This is a genomic window from Kibdelosporangium phytohabitans, assembly GCF_001302585.1.
GTDB classification, from domain to species: Bacteria; Actinomycetota; Actinomycetes; order Mycobacteriales; family Pseudonocardiaceae; genus Kibdelosporangium; species Kibdelosporangium phytohabitans.
The window spans coordinates 5,440,715-5,459,959 of the sequence record NZ_CP012752.1 but is presented as its reverse complement, the minus strand read 5'-3'; the positions used below and the strand labels follow the sequence as shown (position 1 = coordinate 5,459,959).

General features: G+C 69.5%; 9 protein-coding genes. 2 read left to right on the top strand and 7 right to left on the bottom strand.

All coding sequences use genetic code 11. The annotated features are described in order from the left end of the window. Entirely contained in the window at positions 1–3,816 is a 3,816-nt protein-coding gene (locus tag AOZ06_RS24850) for an AAA family ATPase (protein ID WP_054291605.1), read from the top strand. Here AOZ06_RS24850 and AOZ06_RS24845 read toward each other — a convergent pair. The 6 genes from AOZ06_RS24845 to AOZ06_RS60200 all read right to left on the bottom strand — a co-directional run bounded on the left by AOZ06_RS24845 (position 3,804) and on the right by AOZ06_RS60200 (position 17,022). Continuing rightward, on the bottom strand, positions 3,804–10,019 hold the full coding sequence (locus AOZ06_RS24845; protein ID WP_054291604.1) for an FG-GAP-like repeat-containing protein: 6,216 nt from the start codon (positions 10,017–10,019) through the stop codon (positions 3,804–3,806). The two genes, AOZ06_RS24850 and AOZ06_RS24845, sit on opposite strands and share 13 nt — an antisense overlap. After that, positions 10,016–10,645: a Vps62-related protein gene (locus tag AOZ06_RS24840; RefSeq protein WP_054291603.1), complete on the bottom strand. Its 630-nt coding sequence runs from the start codon at positions 10,643–10,645 to the stop codon at positions 10,016–10,018. The genes AOZ06_RS24845 and AOZ06_RS24840 overlap by 4 nt, the downstream gene beginning before the upstream one ends. A 195-nt stretch (positions 10,646–10,840) precedes the next feature. After that, positions 10,841–11,665 (bottom strand): hypothetical protein, encoded by an 825-nt coding sequence (locus AOZ06_RS24835; protein ID WP_157233222.1) that lies wholly within the window; start codon positions 11,663–11,665, stop codon positions 10,841–10,843. Between the two features lie 160 nt (positions 11,666–11,825). Beyond that, a complete protein-coding gene (locus tag AOZ06_RS24830) occupies positions 11,826–15,830 on the bottom strand; it encodes a caspase family protein (protein ID WP_054291601.1) in 4,005 nt (1,334 codons plus the stop codon). A gap of 1 nt (position 15,831) precedes the next feature. Continuing rightward, a complete protein-coding gene (locus AOZ06_RS24825) occupies positions 15,832–16,680 on the bottom strand; it encodes a hypothetical protein (protein ID WP_157233221.1) in 849 nt (282 codons plus the stop codon). 72 nt (positions 16,681–16,752) lie between these two features. Then, on the bottom strand, positions 16,753–17,022 hold the full coding sequence (locus tag AOZ06_RS60200) for a nucleoside/nucleotide kinase family protein (protein WP_225954735.1): 270 nt from the start codon (positions 17,020–17,022) through the stop codon (positions 16,753–16,755). A 19-nt stretch (positions 17,023–17,041) separates the two neighbouring features. Here AOZ06_RS60200 and AOZ06_RS60195 point away from each other — a divergent pair, with 19 nt between their 5' ends. Beyond that, positions 17,042–17,437: a hypothetical protein gene (locus tag AOZ06_RS60195; RefSeq protein ID WP_225954736.1), complete on the top strand. Its 396-nt coding sequence runs from the start codon at positions 17,042–17,044 to the stop codon at positions 17,435–17,437. A gap of 29 nt (positions 17,438–17,466) precedes the next feature. Here AOZ06_RS60195 and AOZ06_RS24815 read toward each other — a convergent pair whose 3' ends face one another. After that, positions 17,467–19,236: a choline/carnitine O-acyltransferase gene (locus tag AOZ06_RS24815; protein WP_054296892.1), complete on the bottom strand. Its 1,770-nt coding sequence runs from the start codon at positions 19,234–19,236 to the stop codon at positions 17,467–17,469. Positions 19,237–19,245 lie beyond the last annotated feature (9 nt).

Genomic DNA, 19,245 nt, shown 5'->3' with positions numbered 1-19,245 from the left:
ATGCGGGACGCCGGGATCCTGAGCAGCTACCTGGCCCCGTACGTCCTTCGAGATCTGGCACGGCGCGGTGTGCCCGAGTTACCCGCGCTGCGCCGGATGCGCGGTGCCGTCATGGTGGCTGACATCTCGGGGTTCACCGCGACGTGCGAACGGCTCGCCGAACGCGGGCCCGACGGTGTGGACGTGCTCAGCCGCGCGTTGAACCAGTACTTCGCGCGGCTCATCGACGTCGTCGGCCGGTACGGCGGCGAGGTGGTGAGCTTCGCCGGGGACGCCCTGACCGCCCTGTGGGTGTTCGAGCACGGCACCGAGCGGGCGCTGGCGTGTGCCACCGAGTTGGCCGCGAGTCCGCGGACCGGGCGGATTCCGCTGACTGCCCGGTTCGGCGTCGCAGCCGGTGAGCTGTGCGCCACGGAACTGGGCGGGGCACGCGGGCGGCGGCACTGCGTGCTGAACGGCGCCGCGCTGCTCGGTGCCTCAGCCGCGAGCCGGCTGGCCGAGGCAGGCGCGGTGGTGGTGGACGCCTCCACCGCGAGGCCTTCGCCGTCGGGGCTTTCGATCACGGAGCCCGACCAGCCGGTGGTGACCGTCGACGTCCTGCGCGACTATCTGCCGTCCGCCGTCCTGGCACGAGTCGAGCACGGGCAGCGGTGGTGGATGGCCGAACTGCGCACGGTCACCGCGATCTTCGCGCACATCCCCGGTTTCGACACGGTGACCGACGCCGCACGAGCACACGAGGTGGTCCGGCTCAGTCAGGAACACCTGGGGCGTTGGGACATCGACCTGCTGGACATCAGCGTCGACGACCACGGGACCTGCCTGGTCGCCGTGGCCGGGCTGCCGCCATTCGCGCATGGCGACGACGCCGCCCGGGCCGTCGCCGCCGCACGTTCGCTCGCCGAGGCCGTCACCGGGCCCGCGAGCAGGCCGTGCATCGGGATCGCCACCGGCCGGGCGTTCTGCGGACCGATCGGCAACAAGCGCAGAGCCACCTACACGGTCATCGGCGACGTGATGAACACAGCGGCCAGGATGATGCAGCACGGCATCGCCAACAACGCCGTGCTGCTTTGCGACGCCGCGACCGAACGGGCCGCGCGCCACCGTCACCACTTCGGGGCGTGGCACCACTTCCGGGTCAAAGGCAAGCGAGACGTGCTGATGGCGTACGAACCCGGCCGCCGTCAGCCGGTCACGAGCCGCCGTCCCACCCCTGGGCACCGGATCGTGGGTCGTGAACACGCCTGCCGTGCGCTGGCCGGCGCACTGGGCGAGTCGCTCACGGGGACGGCCCGGGTGGTGCTCGTCGAAGGCGAACCGGGCATCGGCAAGTCACGCCTGCTGGCCGAACTGCCCTCGATCGCGTCGGCCGCCGGTGCGGTGCCGCTCGTCGGCTGCGCGGATCACCTGGAGCGCAGCGTGCCCTACCGGGCGTGGCGGCCGATCATCACCGCCCTCGCCGACACCACCGTCGCGCCTGACCTGGCCCCGCTGCTCAACGGCGTACTCGGCGCCGACCGCCCGGAAACCGCGCGAACCGCGGCGTTACGCGGTGAGCAACGCACCGAGGCGCTGCGACAACTCCTGGTCGACGTGGTGTGTGCGGCGGCGGCCCGCAAGCCACTCGCGGTGGCCTTGGACGACGGCCATTGGCTCGACTCCGCCTCATGGGCGCTGGCGCTGGCGGTGTCACGTACGCGCGTGCCGCTGCTCCTGGTGGTCGCCAGCCGGTCTGTCGACCAGGAGTCGCCTGAACTCGCCGCACTGCGGGCGGTGGACCGCACCGACACGGTCAAGCTCGGGCCTCTCCCGCGTCCGGACCTCGTGGCGCTGGTCCGTGGCCGGCTCGGGGCGGCCGACGTTCCCGCGGCGCTGATCTCGTCCATCGCCGAGCGGTCCGGCGGCAACCCGCTGCTGGTCGAGGAACTGCTGATCGCGCTGCGGGAAGCCGGTGTCCTCGTCGTGGACCGGGATACGCGCGTGCGCGTCCAGCCCGAGGCTCTTGCCGACAGTCCTGTGCCGCACACGATCGAGGGCGTACTCGGCAGCCGGATGAACGGGCTGAGCCCGGACGCGGACCTGACTCTCAAAGTCGCGAGCGCGCTCGGCCAGACGTTCGAACGTGACGCGCTCGCCGCCGTGCACCCGGTGCGCACCGACCTGGAGACGGCACTGGGCACATTGGTCGACCGCGAGTTGATCGTGGCGGCCGGGCAGGGACGGTTCGTGTTCCGGCACGCGCTCACGCGGAACGTCGCGTATCACCGGATGCTCACGCTCCAGCGCCGAGACTTGCACCGCCGGATCGCCGGGTGGCTGGAGACCCGCTCGGTCGCCGATCACGCGTTGCTCGGCCACCACTGGGAACGCGCCCGTCACCGCGACCGGGCCAGCAGCCATCTGCGGCTGGCGTCCATCACGGCCGTGAACGAGGGAATGGGCAAGGAGGCCGTCGACCTGGGACTGCGCGCGGCCCGACTGCTGGGCGTCGTACTGCGGCGGGATCCGGACGGACTGGCCGCAGGCATCCACGCTGCCCGGGCCGCCATCCACGCGTTGGCCGGCAACGATCTCGCGACGCGTCTGGAGCGGCTGCCCCCGTCCGGCAACAAGCGGATGACCACCGCGATCGGCTTGCTGCTGGCCATCGAACCCGCGGTGCACATGACCTTGCACGCCGGCCTGTTCACCCTGATCGGCTTACGGTCCATGGTGCTCACCCTGCGGTACGGGGCCGACGAGTACACCCCGGGTGTGATCGCGATCTACGCGATGCTCGACCACGGCGAGGCCATGCGGCGGGCGGAGGTGTTCGCGCTGTCCACATTGGCCAAGCGGATGGCGGTCCGCACCGGTTCACCGTTGGTCACCTACGCGGGCTTCGTGCACAGCTGGTTCGTCCAGCACTGGATGCGCCCGGTCATCGAGAACCTGCGGTCGATCATCCGGGACGCCAGGGCCGGGTTCGAGCACGGCGACATCATGTTCGGCTGTTTCAACTCGGCCAGCTACGTCGTGTTGCTCGCCCGGGCGGGCGGGTCGATGCGCGCTGTTCTCGCGGCGGGGCGGCGGGCCGCCGCGTTGATCGACGGCCGGGTGACCGCCGCGGCCTTCCACTGCAAGCTGGAGATCCAAGTCGCCCAGGCACTGGCCGGCCGGACCACGCGGCCGTGGTCGCTGTCCGACCTGCCGGGGCAGTCCGCGTCCGGTGTGGACGTCGACGAGGAACGGGACATCGCGGCGATCACCAAAACCGACCTGGCCAACGAGATCGGCTACTACTGGTCGGCCAAGGCGCGGCTGCACCTCTACTACAGGCGCTTCGACGAGGCCGTGGAGTTCGCTCGGCGCGCCGAGCCGCTGTTGCCGTCGTTCGCCGGCCAGGCCGAGGAAGCCGAGTTCACGATGTGGTTCGCACTCGGCCTCCTCAGCCGTGGCCGCGACGGCGACGAGGCGAAAGCCCGTGCGCTGCTCGACCGGCTCCGCGCCTGGGCCTGTGACGCGCCGGATCTCCTCGGCCACAAGGCGATGCTGGTCGAAGGCCAGCTCGCCGCCGTGAACGGCCACCTCGCCACGGCGCAGTCGCTCTGGTACGACGCCGCCGGGTCGGCCAGCCGCGCGGGCTACCGGCAGCACGCGGCGTTCGCCTGGGAGCTCGCCGGCCGGGCCTTGGCCGCGGCCGGTGCAGGAACCCAGGCTCTACAGTGTCTGCACCGGGCCTTCACCGGTTACACGGAACTCGGCGCGCACGCGAAGGCCGTCGACGTCCGGCGCGCCATGGACGAACTGGGCTCAGGCGCCTACGTGTCGTAGTGCTTGAACACCGCTTGTCCCAGGATCGACGCTGTCTCGGCTGAGCCCGGTATCATGTTCAACGCTCGGGCCCATCCGGTGTTCTGCTGCTGGTTCGGGAGCAGTGGCGTCCGTTCGCCCGTGCGGGGGCGGGCGAACGAGGACTTCACCCCGACCAGGGCCCCTGCCAACGCACCCGACGCCGCACCGATCCCGGCCGCGTAGCCGACGTTGTCGAAGTAGCCCACATCTCGTCCGACCACCACACGGTCGACGGTGTTGTACACCACCTGGGAAGCCGCGGCGAAGCCCGCACCGAGCCCGGCGTTGGCCGCCGCGTGGCCGCCCACGTTCAACGCGACGCGCGCCGATTTCGCCAACACCCGCAGCCGTACCGATGTGCTGAAGGCCGCCGCCATCGGTCGTGAGGCCGCCGCGGTGATGCCTTCGGACAACGCTCCCCCGAGCCTGCCGCCCACGGCGCCGAACGCGACGCTGGCAAGGACGTTCAGCCCGAGACCCAACCAGAACCGACCCGCCGGAGTGTCCTGGTGGTAGGCCGTGTAGAAGAACGCGTTCACGCCCGCGCCGATCGCGGCGGCCACGAACGGACCCGCCGTCCCGCCGCTGGCGATCAGGACACCGATGCCGACTCCGACCAGCACTGTCGACAGCAGCCCGCCGAACAGCACGTTCGCGACCGACTGCCCCGTGGGGTCGATCAGGTTCACCGGATCGTTCAGCTCGAACGCGAATCGGTTGAGCACATCGAGCCGGTACGGGTCACGGGCACCGAGGCCCTGGTCGGGCGTCAGCAACCGGCCACGGACCGGGTCGTAGTACCGTCCGCCGAAGTCATACAGGCCAACGTCGTCAAGCCAGTCGCGGTCCTCGTACAGACGCTGTGGGCTGGTTGCGCCCACAACCTGCCGGTGGCAGCCGAACGGGTCGTAGGCCACCTGGCTCACCAGGTTCGCCTGTGCGTCGAACACGTGGGTGACGCTGCCCTTCGTGTCCCGCCGGAAGTAGGCCACTCGAACCTGGCCCACGGGTCCGCTGACGCGGGCCGCCATGCCGGAACCGTCCGCCATGTAACGGTCGACAGTCTCCTGACCGCTTGGAGTACGGGTGATCCGATAGTCGTCGTCGACGTACACGGTCACCGTGTTGTCACGGGTCGTTCTGCGGACCACCCGGCCCTCATGGTCGGTCAGCACGGCCAGCACAGCCGCGCCAGCGGAGTCACGGACCTCCTTGAGAGCGCCCAACCCGTCGTAGGAGAACTGCAGCAGTTCCCCCGCCGCGGTGCGGCTCGCCGTACGACCACAGGCGTCCTGAGTCGCGGCGTAGACCAAACCGCCGTCGGCCATGCCGCTCCGCAGGAAATGCGCCTTGTAGCCGTAGCTGTACCCGTCCCGGCCGCGCACGTTGCCGGACGCGTCGTACTCGTAGCGCCACGTCGTCGCGGTGCCCCGCCGGGCTTCGACAAGGCGCTGACCGCGGTAACCGAACACCAACGACTCCGCTGGGAGGCACGCGTCGTCAACAGCGGTGAGCCGATCGAGTTGGTCGTACTTGTAGCCAAGGTCGAGCACGGTCCCGCTCGGTCCGGTGGCCTGCTCCCTGTACAGCTGCCCAGTCGGGCCGCAGGTGTAGGCGATGCCGAGTTGGTGTGTTCCCGTGCCGTAGGTCCGTTTCGTCGGCCTGCCCCACGGATCGTGGTCGTTCAGCGGCTGGTCCATCCGCGCCGGGCCGAGCGTCCGGGTGACCAGTCGGCCGAAGGAGTACCGCGACGACTCGGTACTTTCGTCGGGCAACGTCCGTGACACGACACGCCGTTGTGGATCACGGGCGACCGTGGTGACGAACGTGGACGACTCCCCTACGACCGTGAGCGCGGTCCGGTTGACGTCGCCCCACACGTCGTAGCCGTACTCGTACGTGCACTGCGCCACCTGGTCGGCTCCGCGCACCGCGATACGACCGATACGGCCGGGTCCGCTGCCGAGCACGTCGTAGGCGTACGAGACCACGCGCCCGTCGGACATCTGTTTCGTCACCAGACGCCGTGCCTGGTCGTAGCCATAGTGGGTCACGCCACCCGCAGCGTCGGTCACCTGGGACAACAGGCTCGTCTGCGGGTCGTACGCGTACCGGGCCGCGACGGTTCCGTGCTGACCGTTCGGGTTCATGTCAGGGCAGTCCAAAGTGGTCCGCCTGCCGAGCGAGTCGTAGGTGACCGTCGTGCTGACTCCGTTGGGATTGGTCGCCGTCGGCGGGTCTGTCGAGCGCACCAGCCGGCCGAGGGGGTCGTACTCGAACGTCGTCGTGGCGCGGTCCCTGTCAGGGTCGGCCACAACTGTGCGCACCCGGTCGTGGCCGTTGTACCGGTAGTGGGTCAGTTGGCGGACGAGGACTACCGATGTGCCTGCCGCCGCTGTCTCGGTCACCACGCGATCCGGGCCGTAGAACCAGGTCTTCTTCCTGGTGCCCGTACCGGCCGGGCCGGTCGGCACGACCTCCGATATCGGCCTGCCGAGGACGTCGAACGCCACGCTGACACCGATCTGGGGCGTTGCGGACCTCCGCGCGGCGAACGATGGCAGACTTCGCCACACCGCGTGGTCCTCCGCGTCATAGGTGACGAACTCGAAGATGTTCCCGGCGGATCGGCCGCTCTCGCGCACAGTCTCACGAACCCGTCCGCGTCCGTCCACAAAGGTCTTCACGAACAGCGTCGACCGGGCCGTCCCGGTGGGGAACTCCTGCAAGGCAGAGGTTTCCACGACGACATTGCCAGCCGTGTCGGCGGTGCGGCAGGTCTTCTCCACCGTGACCACGGTCGCGGCACGAAATCGTGCGCGCAGATCCTCGGATCCGGTGACACACGCGGGAACCGCGTTCGGGTCCGTGGTGACACCCGCCGGTGCCGGGCTCTGGCGCAGTGACGGCCTGCCGAAGGCGTCGTGTGCCGAGGTCCAGATCCGGCCGCCGGCGTCGATGTGCGCGACCTCGCTGCCGAAGCGCGGGTCGTGGCCGGAACACTCGACGAGTGAACCGCCGATCTGACCGGTCGGACTCGTGGTCCGCATCCGGTAGGTGTGGTACGTCGGGTCGTATTCGTGCGTGATCGCCGAACCGCCCGGTGGTGTCTCCGACACACGGTTGCCGCAGAGGTCGTACGTGTAGGTTGTCCGGTGGAACGTTCCGGTGGTGTCGTCCCAGTCGGACACGGCGGCCACATCGCACGTCCTCGCCGCCAGTTCGTGGCCGCGCAGTGAGTAGTCGCCCTGCTGGAACGTTCTGATGTCCGGATCCACGGCGTTCCGGGTCGCCTTCTCGTACAACAGATGCCCGAGCTGCCAGTCGGTCTCGACGTTGCGGAACAACCTGTGGTGGTGCACGACGTCGCCGGGCACCAACGGATCGCCGGTGTTCCTGTCCACGTAGCCGAGGTCAGTGGCCAGGATCTGGTTGCCGTAGTCGTCGTAGCCGAACTTGCTGCCCGACGCGTGGTCGAAGTGGTCGGCGCCGTAGTCGAATCGCGACTCCCGTGTCTCCGACAGCCAGATCGAGGCGACAGAACCTGCCGTGCGACCGTTGTAGGTGTTGCTGACCGACGACATCAGCAGAGGTGGACTTCCCACGGGCACGCGGGGATCGTCGCCGGGGACGGCCTCGACCAGCACGTGTGACGGCGCACCCACGTAGGGGAAATCCTGGCGGTACTTGGTGGTGGTGCGCCGGCCGGGGCTCGGTTCCAGCATCGTGACCGCGTTGAACCCCAGCCACCCGCGTCCGGTCAGGTCCACCTTCGCGTCGTAGTAGGTCGCCGATCGTGTGACGGTGTAGGCGAAGCGGTTCCGGGAGGTGTCGGCGTTCTCCGTCCAGCCTGATACCACGTGGATCGCACTGCCGAGCAACGACCTGGCCGGTTGCACGGTCGGCGTCGTGCGGGCCGCGTAGCGCAAGGCGGACACCGCTGGGAAGGCCGGTGCCGCGGTGGAGGGGTGGACGGCTGGGTCCGACAAAGGTGCGTAGTCGACCGTCACGCGCGCACCGAGCGGGTTGGTGATCGTCCTGATCACGTCGAGGTGCGGCCCGGCCGAGACATACGGTGTCGCACGCATCTGGTTGTCCGGCCCGGGAGTCAGCCGGATCAGGTCGGCGCGGCCGTTGGCGTCGACGTCGGCGGGCAGGAAGTACGACCGCCGCGCGCCCGCGCCCGCCTGCTGCCCCGGGAACGACGGCAGCTTGCGGAACACGCCGGACGGCGACGCCCGGAACGCGGTGAACATGATCCGGTCCGGCGTGTCCCACCTGCCGACGATCGCCGTGGCCCCGGCGCCGTCGATGTCCATGGCGAACACGTTGCCCGCTCTCAGGCGCTCGTCGGTGAACGCCGAGTCCTCGCCCTTGACGAACAGGCCCGTGCCGGTGGAGCGGAAACTGGTCAGGTGCAGCGTCGTCGTGCCCGAGCCGGCTTCCTCCCAGATCTGCACCAGGTCCTGGATACCGTCCCCGTCGACGTCCACGGGGAACAACGCGATCTGGTCGGTGATCGCGAAGTGACCGAGGTCGCTGTGCCGTACCTCGAAGGTCAGGCTGTTGAGCGAGGTGCTGACCGCGAGGTACGTCGCCACGGTGATCCGGTTGTCCGCCGACCGCCAGACGCGCACCAGGTCCATCATCCCGTCACCGGTGACGTCCACCGGCCAGAAACCCAGCAGCCCGTGGGGTGTGGCCGGGTCACCGGTCCGGCACGTGATCGCCGCGGCGAACGTGCCACCGGTCGCGGTGTACTCGGACAGGTACGCGCGGAAGCCGAGCACCTCGCCTTGTTCCTCATCGTGGCTGCCGAACGCCTGCACGATGTCGGTCCGGCCGTCGCCGTTGACGTCCATGGCGAAGAACCGCAGGTGTCTGCCGTCCCACGTGTCGCCGGTGCCGACCGGGCTCACGTCGGCCGTGAACCCGGTGCCGTTCGACCGGAACACGGCCAGCTTCAACGCGGAGGACGGTCCGCTGGCGTACGCGACCACCAGGTCGGTCCGGCCGTTGCCGTCCACGTCGGCGGGCAGGATCTCGTACTTGGCCGGGAAAGTACCCAGGACACTCGTCCCGGCGTACTCGAACGTCACGCCGTCGCCCTCGCCCTTGGCCAGGTAGACGTTGGCACGCAACGTCTTGTCCGCGCCGTCCACCCAGAACTGCACGAGATCCGTGCGGCCGCGACCGGTCACGTCCATGGTCCGCACGTCCATCGGCGTGGACGGCACCTGCCGCAACGAGCACGACACACCGATGTCGAAGCTCGGTCCACCGGCGTCCTGCCACGTGAACGATGTCGGGGGCAACGTCGGCGAACCGTCGGCAGCGCTCCCGGACTCGGTGATCGACGTGATCACACTGCGCTGGGTCGCGGTGCTCGTGCCGTAACCGATCTCGTACGTCCGGACGACCTGCTCGCCCAGGAGGACCTGGACTGTCGCGAGCCGGAACTTGGTGCGTACGAGGTAGCCACCGACCGCTGTGACGATGTCGTCCGGTCGAGTCTCGTATCCGAACTCGACGAACCTGTTGGCCACCACACCGGCGGCGGGGTTGGCGGTGTAACTGATCCGCTTGAGGTAGTGCGCGCCGTCCTCGGCTTTGGTCATGTACGTGTAGTCGACCCGGTTTCCGTGCAGGTCCTCGGTCGCGCTCAACGCCCACACGCGCACGTGCTGGTCGCCGGCGAGGACCCGGCTGTCCGCTGTCGTGCCGTACCAGGCACGAGCGCCGTCCTTCGCCGTGACAGTGAAGCCGTCCATTTCGGTGGCACCGGCACGCACCCGCCGATAGCTCTGCACTTCGGTGTTGTAGACGGTGCCGTCCTGGCCGTGACCACCGTCGACATTGACCAGTCGCTGGCCGTCGAGGGCGAACCGGTCCTTCGCCCCGTAGGACACGCTGCCGTTGAAGCCGTCCACGGCGTAGGTTGCCGGGACCCGGGTGACCGCTGACAGTCCGTCCAGCCGCCACCCGACGCCGAGGTCACCGTTGCCGCTGTTGTGGCGGTAGGTCAACGCCAGCTCAGGCTGTACACCCAGGATTCCCGGTGGTACGTGGACAGCCAGCCGGTAGGTTGCCGCTCCGTCCGCGCCGACAGCGAAGGCCCCCGGCGTGAGCTGCGCCGGGGACACCTCGCCGGCACCGGAATCCGGGGCCACCAACGTACTCATCCCAGCTCCGGCTCATGGGCGCTTTGCAGGTTGAGCTGCCACGCGGTACCCACCCACTTGTCGTAGTTGCCCTGCGCGACGAAAGCGGCGGACACACCGATGATGGGGTACGCGGTGACAGCCTCGTCCGCGCCGGACTTGGCATCGCTCCAGACGCTGGGACCGACACCGGCCTCACGCGCCCAGTCGCGGCGGATGCACGCGTAGTTCAGGTTCTTCGGCGCGCTGAAGCCCTTCGTCGCGACGTAACCCAGCGACACGTAGCCGTCCGGCGGTTCGGGGAACCAGATCGCGCCGTTGTGTTTGCCGCGAGAACCTTTGTCCTTCCAGATCTGCACGTATCGCTGCGGCGCCATCAGGATGGGGTGCGGGGAGTTCCCGTCGTTCACCGACTTCACGGTGATGGCGGTGGCGTTGGGGTGTTTGTTGTAGTTTCCCTGCGCGTAGTCGCCGACCAGCTGATAGCCGTCCGTCGGTTGTGGCCGCCAGATCGTCACGTCTCGCCTGGAACCCGACTCGCTGTCGCTCCACACCCATTTGAACGTACTGGTGGTGCCGACCAACAGGGTGGGTTCGCCGCCGAGGTCGGCGTGCTCGACCGGGCGGACTTCCTGGATCTCGGACATGGTCGCTCTACCTCCATTGTGGATGTCGTTGACGTGGCGCCGCGGTTGTCAGCCCGGCCACGGCGAACCACCGCCGAACTGGTTCAGTGCGATGCCGAAGAACGTGTTGCGGGCGCTGCAGAAAAGCTGGAGACGGGTGTCGCTCGTGGCAACGGCGCCCGTGCCGAAACGGAAATGCGGCCGCAGCGGACCGCCTTACCCGCTGGTGCGGTGGCCGGACGTCACGGCCAGCTCGGCTTTGCCGCCGGACGGGTCGATCCGCCACAGATCAGCGGTGTCCTTGACAGCCAACGACCCCGCCTTGTCGCCGCGCAGACCGAGAAGGAACAACTCGCCGGCCGCGCTGGTCAGCAGTGCGAGGTTGTCGTAGCCAGTCCTGTGGCCGTGCACATCGGCTCTGAAGTGCAGCACGGGGTCGCCGGTGCGGAACGTCAGCTCCGGATCGCCGAGCGGGCGCCCGTTCGACCAGTAGAAGTAGATCTCCCCACACGGGTCACTGCCGTAGACGGCCAGCATGTGCCGCCCGCCCACCTTGGTGATGCCGACCGCGGCCGCGCTTCGACCAGCGACCTCGATCTGCGGCTGCGGAACCAGCCGAGGTCCGGCCCGTTCGATGTCACGCAGGTCGTAGATCCGCACCAGCGCGGGCAACGACAGCTGAGCCGTCGGTTCGATCCCGGCCACCAGGTAGTCGCCGATGACCTGCAGACCGCCCGGGTGCCGCATGTGCCCCGGCGTGGAGATCGGGTACGAGGTGGCCTTCCCGGTTCGCATGTCCCACACCGCGAACCACCCAGCCGAGTACAGCGCGGTGCTGTGCGTCAGGATGACCCACCGGTCGCGGTAGACACCCATTCCCTGGAAATGCCCGACCGGGTCGGAGTCCACCGAACGCACACCCGGCCCGCACAGCCGCCCGTCGCCCGGCACGGCGGCGAACGCGCTCACCACGTCCCTGAGCGGGACGTTCGCGTCCGAGCCGTATACCGTCGGCTCAGCACGTCCCGGTGTGGCGGACATCGCGGTCACCTCACAGTCATCGTGTGGTCGCGCGATTTCCGGAGTTCCTCAGACGCCGTTCCGCGCTCCGAGTCGATGATTCGCCGCGTGGGCCGAGCGTTCTGTCAGCAAGCTGACAAGATCGGTGTTCGGAATCTGACACATGGTGCCGGGCCGGCTGTCACACCGCGATGGTCAGCAGACCGTTCTCGGTTGCCAGGACGATCGTGCCGTCGACGGACATCGCCATGTCATTCGCCCGCACCGGGAGGTTGATCGTGTGCTGGAGCGCCATCGTGCGGAAGTCCCACACCTTCAAGGCGTCTGCCGGGTACCCGGCCAGCCCTGCCAAGAGGATCCGGCCGTCGGCCAGCGTGGTGACCACGCCGTGATTCAGGACTTCGCCATCCTCGATGGTCCCCACGAGTGAGACACGATCGAGGTCCACGAGCGAGAATCCGGTCGGGCTGACGATCACCGCCACCACTCGCCCGTCATCCAGCGTGGCGCACCCGGCGGAGAACACCCAGCCAGGGAGACCGATTTCGCCGCGCAGCCGCCCGTCTCCGACGTTGCGGACCTGCAGCGGTGACACGCCATCGGCCACCACGACGACCACATCGCTGGTCGCCAGCACAGCCGTGCGCATCACCGGCTCGATCCCGTGACCCGTGTTGACCGGATCGAACAACGGCGTGCCATCGGCCAGGTCGTGTGCGGACAGGTCACCGTAGTCATCGACGGAGACCACCACTCGCCGGACGTCGGGGAGTTCAACCACCTCCGCGCGACACCCCACTGCGGGCAGCGTGGTCACGGCATCCGGGCGGTCAGGACGCCACACGATCAGGTCCCCGTGGTCGGACGCGGCGACGATCTGTCGCCCGTCGCCGAGGTCAGTGAACTGAAGTGACCGGGCGACCGCTCCGGGCAGGCGGACGGGCCCGGCGATCGTACTGCCGTCGGCGAGGTCGCGTACGACCAACTCTCCCCGCGAGTCCCCGCTGACCACATGTGTCCCGTGGATGGCGACTGCGGTTACCCGCGGTGGCCGAGGCAGCGAACTGTGAGCCGCGTCCGCGGTGAGGCGGACGTCCCAACGCCTGATGATGCGATCGGTGCCGGCGCTGATCACCACGTCCCGACCGTCGGCCAGCCTGCTGAACGCCACACTGGTCAGCACTCCGTCATGTCCCGCGAGTTGCTGGACGCGCGGCTTCACCGCTTCCGCCGGTGAGCCGAGCAGGTCGTCGAGCAGCCGGACGACGCCATAGTCGCTGATCATCGCCGTCTGCCCGCTCTCGAGCGTTCCCGTGGCCAGCATCTTCACTCCACCTGACTGGAGACGGGCGCCGGTCGCGCAGTCGATCAGTGATATTCCGTCGCTGACCGCGAGACACGGCGGATCGTGCAGCGCGGTGATCACCACTTGGCCCGGGTGGAACTCGGCTCTCATCGAGAGCTGCCGCCACGTGCCGGTGGCGAGGTCCCAGGCGGAGAGCACGCCGCAATCATCCGGCCCAGACCGAAACGCGTGCCAGGCGACGACGATGGTCCGGCCGTTCTGCGTCGCGGCGGCCACGCCGGTCAGGAACTTGGCGCCATGGCCCACCTTGCGCCGGTCGAGCTGGAGCGTGCGGATCTTCCGGGCTGTCGCCACGTCGTGCACTTGCAGATCAGAGCCACTGGCGACCACAGCAACGACAGTGCCGTCGGTCGCTGTGGTGACGGCTATCGACGAACGAGCGTAGATCTCGGTGGCGGTGACGGTGAAGCTGGTGACATCCCAGCGCCAGAGTCTCCCTCCGTCGTTGACGAACACGACATCGCGGCCGTCAGCGAGCTTCTCCACCGCGAGGTCGACCGCTCCCGAAAGCTGGATCTGCTCGATCACCTGGGCATTCTCGATGCTGATCAGGGCGATCACGCCATTCCTGAAGGCAACCACGGCGACGTCACCGTGCTCAGGCAGGGTGACGATATCCAGTGCGGCGACATTCCCGTGGCCGATCACCCGGTGGGCGCTCCTTGGCACCACGTCAGCCCATGGAACGTGCCAGGTGAGCCCGGGGACCCGGTCGGCGAACTCGTTCGCGCCGTAACGGCGGGCGATCAACTGCAGCTGCGACGCGTCCGGCAGGTCGGACGCGGCCCGTTCGACGACTGAGGCGATCAGCCTGCCCTGGTCAGTGGTCACCTCGGACAGCACAGGCAGCAACACCGACTTCTCCGCCGCCAGCACGAAAGCCGGGTCCGCGATGAGCTGGTCGAGCATTCCCGCGGCTACCGCGTGCCGAGCGAGGTGTGTGCGCACGTACGGGTGAGCATCGAACGGGTCCTCGGCGCGCAGGGTACGCACGATCCGCCGCTGCGCCTCCTTGGCCGGGAGGCGCCTGCGCAGGTGGTCGGCCAGCGCCTGGTGGTAGAGGCGGTAGGTGGAGCGGTCGTGCTCGGTCGTCTCGACCACGTAGGACGACGCGTTGTCCAGCAACCAGGCGATGTCCTCGTCCACGCACGGAGTCCCGGACAGCGCGGCGGCCAGCGGAGCCCAGATGTCGTCCCACGGCAGGCCCTCACCTTCGGCGTACGCCACTGCGGTGAGCAACCGGCGGGCCCGGTCGGCGTGCTCCCCGAGGCGGGAGAGGTACTCGTCGAACACCTCGCCGATGTCACTTCGCAGTGCGGTGTGCCAGCCGGGCACGCGCACGTCGACCGGCTCCGATGCGTACACCAGGCGCAGCGCGTGCATGCGGGCGACCAGGAAGTTGTGCCGTGCGCGCTCGGCCACACCTGCGGCGACCGCCATGGCCAGCGCATGGTCGGACCGGTACGGCGTTGGCAGCTCATCGGCCAGCAGGAGCTTCGTGACGTAGTCGGCGATGTCGGCCGTGTCCGTGTACTCGGGACGGTCCAGGTCGAGCACGACGATCGCGGGCCGCAGCGACGGCAGGTACTCCGGCCGCACGCCGGCAACCAGCCGCACACCAGGCAGCGAAGCCATGGGACGCAACAACTCACGCGCGATCGGGCCGGGTTCGGCAGCCTCGTCGACGGCATCGACGACCAGGACGAACGGCTGCTCGGCTGGCCGCGCGTGCAGTGCCTCCAGCACATCACCCGGATCGGCCGCGGCCACACCGAGCTCACCTGCGATGGCGGCCACCGCCTGGTCGACGCGCAGCTGACGGGCGTGGACGGCGAGGTCCACCCGATCGCCCGAGCGCACGACGAGCCGGCCGAGGACCGCGGACTTGCCTGCGCCGGGACTGCCGGTGACCACCCTGGCCCGCCCGTCACCTGCCGGGGCGCTCAGCCAGCCGGTCAGCTCGGCCAGGACCGCCGTGCGGCCGGTGAAGAAGTCGCCCGCGTCGGTGCCGCGCTCGACCCCGCGCGAGCGTGGCTCGAAGTGCCGTGACAGGTCGAGCCGGCGCAGGCGGCGCTGGGTCGCCAGGTCGACGCCTTCGGCCGGTGCGTCCGGCCAGAACTTCGGGTTGGGCACGAACGCGGGCAGCGTCAGCGTGAAACGCGGGTAGCAGACCGCGCGCTGCGACCGCTCACGGGCCGCGAGGTCCGCGTTCACCGCGTCGACCAGGTCGTCGATCGCGAGGTGGCTCGGCCGTTGCCCTGCTTTCGCCGTGTCGATCGCGCGCTCGAACGCGTCGGCGAACAGGCTTTCCTCCGCTTCGTCCCGTGCCCGCGCGGCTGCCAGCACCCACAGCCCGTCCAGCCTGCGGCCGGTCGCGGCGATCTCCTTGGCCAGGATCTCCACCTGGCGCAGCCCGGCTCCCGCGTAGCAGACGTCGAACACGAACAGGATGCCGGCGACCGGCTCCCCCGCCTCCGCCCACAGCCGCACGAGGTCGTCGGTGGCCAGCGCGGTCGACGCCAGCGCGTCGAACTCGCTGTCCCGGCAGAGCAGGTAGTGCCGTCCGTCGTCGGCGGCCTTGGCGCCGTGCCCGGCGAAGTAGAAGACCACCACGTCGTCCTCGTGCCGGTCGCGCAGCCACCGGCCGAACTCCCTGCGCAGCACGTCGGTCCCGGGGTCGCGCTCGAGGCCCGGCAGGGCGCGTTCGTACCCGAAACGGGTGAAGAGCCGGACGATCCGGTCGACGTCGTGCGTGGTGAACGGCAGGCTGAGGTCGCCGTAGTCGCTCGTGCCGACGGCGATCAGGAACTTCTGCGCCACGTCACCTCCCGAGACCGTCCAGGATGGCCCGTCCGGTCTCCTTCGCCGTCAGGTAGGGGCGGCAGTCGTGGGCCTTGGCGCCGTTGTGCACCGGCACGTCGTGCACGCGGTCGCCGAAGCGGGTGGCCAGCCGTTTGACCAGTGCCACAACGTCTCCGGCGTCCGCGATGTTCGTCCACGACGTGACGCCGCCGGGCCAGTGCCCCCGGCCGTCGCGCGGTGGTGGGCACAGGCGCTCGAAGATCACGTTCCGGATGCCCAGCGGCGAGCCGAGCGTGACGAACGCGCCGACCGGCCAGTCCGGGTTGGCCGACAGCGCCTCGTACGCGACGACCGAACCCAGCGAGTGCGCGACGATCACCTGGGTGTCCTCGTCCACGCAGTCCGCCACCCGCTGTCGTGCCTCTCGGCGAACCCGGTCTTCGGTGAGGTAGATCCGGACCTGCTTGAGCGCGGCGACCATGGCGCGCTCACCGAGCCCGGCGAAGAACCGCGAGTGGCTCAGGGCATCCAAGGCCCGCTGGATGACCCGTGGCGTTCGTCCCCTGGTGCTGTCGCCCGGCCCCGGCACGGCGCGTTCGTGCTGCGCGGCTGCCTCCCACCAGGAGATCAGCAGGTCGGTTTCGAGCCCCGGCTGGACGTCGGACGCGCCGTAGTCAGGGGTGCCCGCGCGCGTGCCAGGACGCCGGAAGAGGTCGCCGTAGAAGGCGACCGCGACTTCCTCGCCGGTGAGCCCAGGGCCACCCGCCAAGGTCACCCCGCTGCGCAGCGCCGGGACCAGCTCGCTGGCCAGCAGTTCCGGACCGGAGACCTGCTTGCCGACCCCGTGGACCACGACGATTCGCGCCATCGCCTCATTCTGCCCGAGGCACCCGGCTCCCGCCGGGACCCCGGGTCAGCCGGCGCACCAGGTTCGGTGCCCTCATCCCCGGATGATCCTCGGCTGGGCGAACACCGAGTCGCCGATGACGAAGCCGGCCCGGCCCACCGGGTCGGCCTCGCTGAGGTGGACGCGTTCCGCGGGCAGGCAGCGGTCGCGGTGGATCGCCCCTGCGTCAGCGCCGGGCATGTCCTTGTCCCGCTCGATCCCGCGCCGCACGGACGTCTCGGGGGTGACGTCCGGCCAGACGCGGTGGTCAAAGTGCGCGTCGATCTCGGGGCGGAACGCGAACACCCCGTCGACGATCAGCACGGCGTCCGGCGCGGACGCCGTGCGGACCGCCGAATGGTCGTTCTGCGTCAGCGGATCGATGCCGCACAGCGCACTCCCCCGAGCCGCCCGGCCGGAACGGCTCGAGCAGCAGCCGCGTCACCGCGTCGTAGTCGAACGCGTTGCGGTAGTAGCCCTCGCCGGACTCCCGGTCGTGAAGATGGCGGTCCCGCCAGGGCTTCTTGAAATCGTCCAGGCTCGCGCGCGGCACTTCACGCCCGCAGCGGGCCACCGCCTCGGCGAGTTCGTGACCGAACTCGTCTTGCCCGAGGCGGTGAGCCCGTCGATGCCCACCCGCAGACGGCCGGGCCCCAGCGCGAGCACACGCTCGACCACCGCGGCGCGTTCCGGCGACGCCGTGCGCGGAACCGGCCGCCGCCGGGTCGAAACCGAGTAGTGCACCCGTGCCTGACCCATCCGCGCAGATCACCCGGCCAGCAGGTCGATCAGCTCCCGCAGCGAGTCACGCAAGGCGTCGGCGAACTCGTACATCTGCTCGGCGACCGGTTGCGGCGTGCTCAGGTACACGTTGAGCCTGCTGGGCAAGAGCACGTAGGCGACCCCGATGCAGCGGCTGCTGGTCGACCCGAACCCGAAGTACTGGATGTTGTGCGACGGAGCCGAACTCGTGCTCAGGTAGTCGTCCCGCATGATCAGCCAGCCTGGGGACTCGTACAACGCCAGCGGCTCGGCGGCGCCCAGTTCGGCGCCGCGCCGCCGTTGGATCATCTGCAGCTCCCACAGGTGCTGCTCCGGCGCCTGACCGGCTTGGCACTGTTTGGCGCGGGCCACGTGCTTCGCCCCTGCCTCCGCCAGCGCCGCACGGCGGGTCGCCGCGTCCGCGCCGGGGTCCTGCATGGCATGCACGAACCGCACCATTTCCGGTGTCACGACCCGCATCGCCTCGGTGCGGCCGTTCTGGAACTGCCGCGTGGCGATCGACTCGTACGTGGCGCCGATCAGTCCCTTGGCGCGCTGGTGCGCCAACTGGTACGCGGCCTGGACCAGGCTGTCCGGTGACATGCCCAGCTGCTTGATCCGGTCCGCTCCCATGTCCTCGAAGGACAGTTCGGTCGTCGCGGTTGCCGCCGCGTAGTCGGCGAACTCCTGCCCGGCGGCGTCGACGTCGGCGCGCAGGGCGTCCCCGAGGACGAACCGGATCGGTTCCACCTTCGGGATTCCCTTGCCCGACGCGGCGGAAGTCGTTGGTGTACCGAGTACCCGGTCGACGAACGCGAGAATCGTGGTGCCGTCGAGCAGGCAGTGCTCCACGTTGATTCCGGCCCGGCCGTCGGCGAACACGACGAACGACACCGCTTTGTCGAACCACCGGTTGGCACTGTCGCCGTGCAACAGCGCATCACACGCCGACAGTTTGTCCGCGGGCGCGTCGTCCTCCAGGGACAGGCAGAACAGCGCGGTCTCGACCACGTCCAACGCGTCCGCGTTCACCGGGTCCTCGGCGATCAGGGCCTGGCGGCTGGCCGCCCACGCCGCCCTGGCCTTGGTCGTGAGGTGCCCGACCGGGCTGTAGCGGGATTCCCCACTGGTGAGCACGGTGCGCAGACCGTCGGCGAGCTCGCTGGTCGCGTACGGCTCGCCCTGCTCGTCGAGTACGTCCATCTGGAACATCCGCCCGCGGTGGAACACGACGATGTGCCGGGCCGTCGCCGGACCCGGCGATTCGTCGGTGTAGGGAGCGCGCACGGTGTCCTGGTCCGCGCCGGGGATCCGGGTGGCCGAGAACAGGTACCTGTGCTGCCGCATCGACTGGGCTTGGCCGCGCACCACCACCGGCGGCAGTTGCCCCGCGTCCACCAGCGCCTTGTACGCCACCGACGACGCGATCAGCCCGGCCGCCCGGTCCACCTGGTCGAGGGCGTCGGAGTCCTTGAACAGGAAGAAGAAGTTCGCGTTCAGCGCGATCCGGTCCCGGCGGCCCAGGTAGCGCGTCCGCCAGAAGTCGTCCAGCCAGCTGAGCACGCCGGGACTGTCGTTGTAGCGCTCCAGATCGGCGTGCAGCACGTGGGCGGGGCTGTCCGGTGCCAGGAACTCGGACACCGCGGCTTCTGTCGTGGCCAGCTCGTCGGCGGTGAGCAGCGGCGCGCACCACTCCAGCAACAGCGAGCAGCTGTCCTGGACTGTGGGCAGTGGCACGCGGGGCAACCGGTCCTCGTCGCTGAAGGTGTTGGTCACGTCCTCATC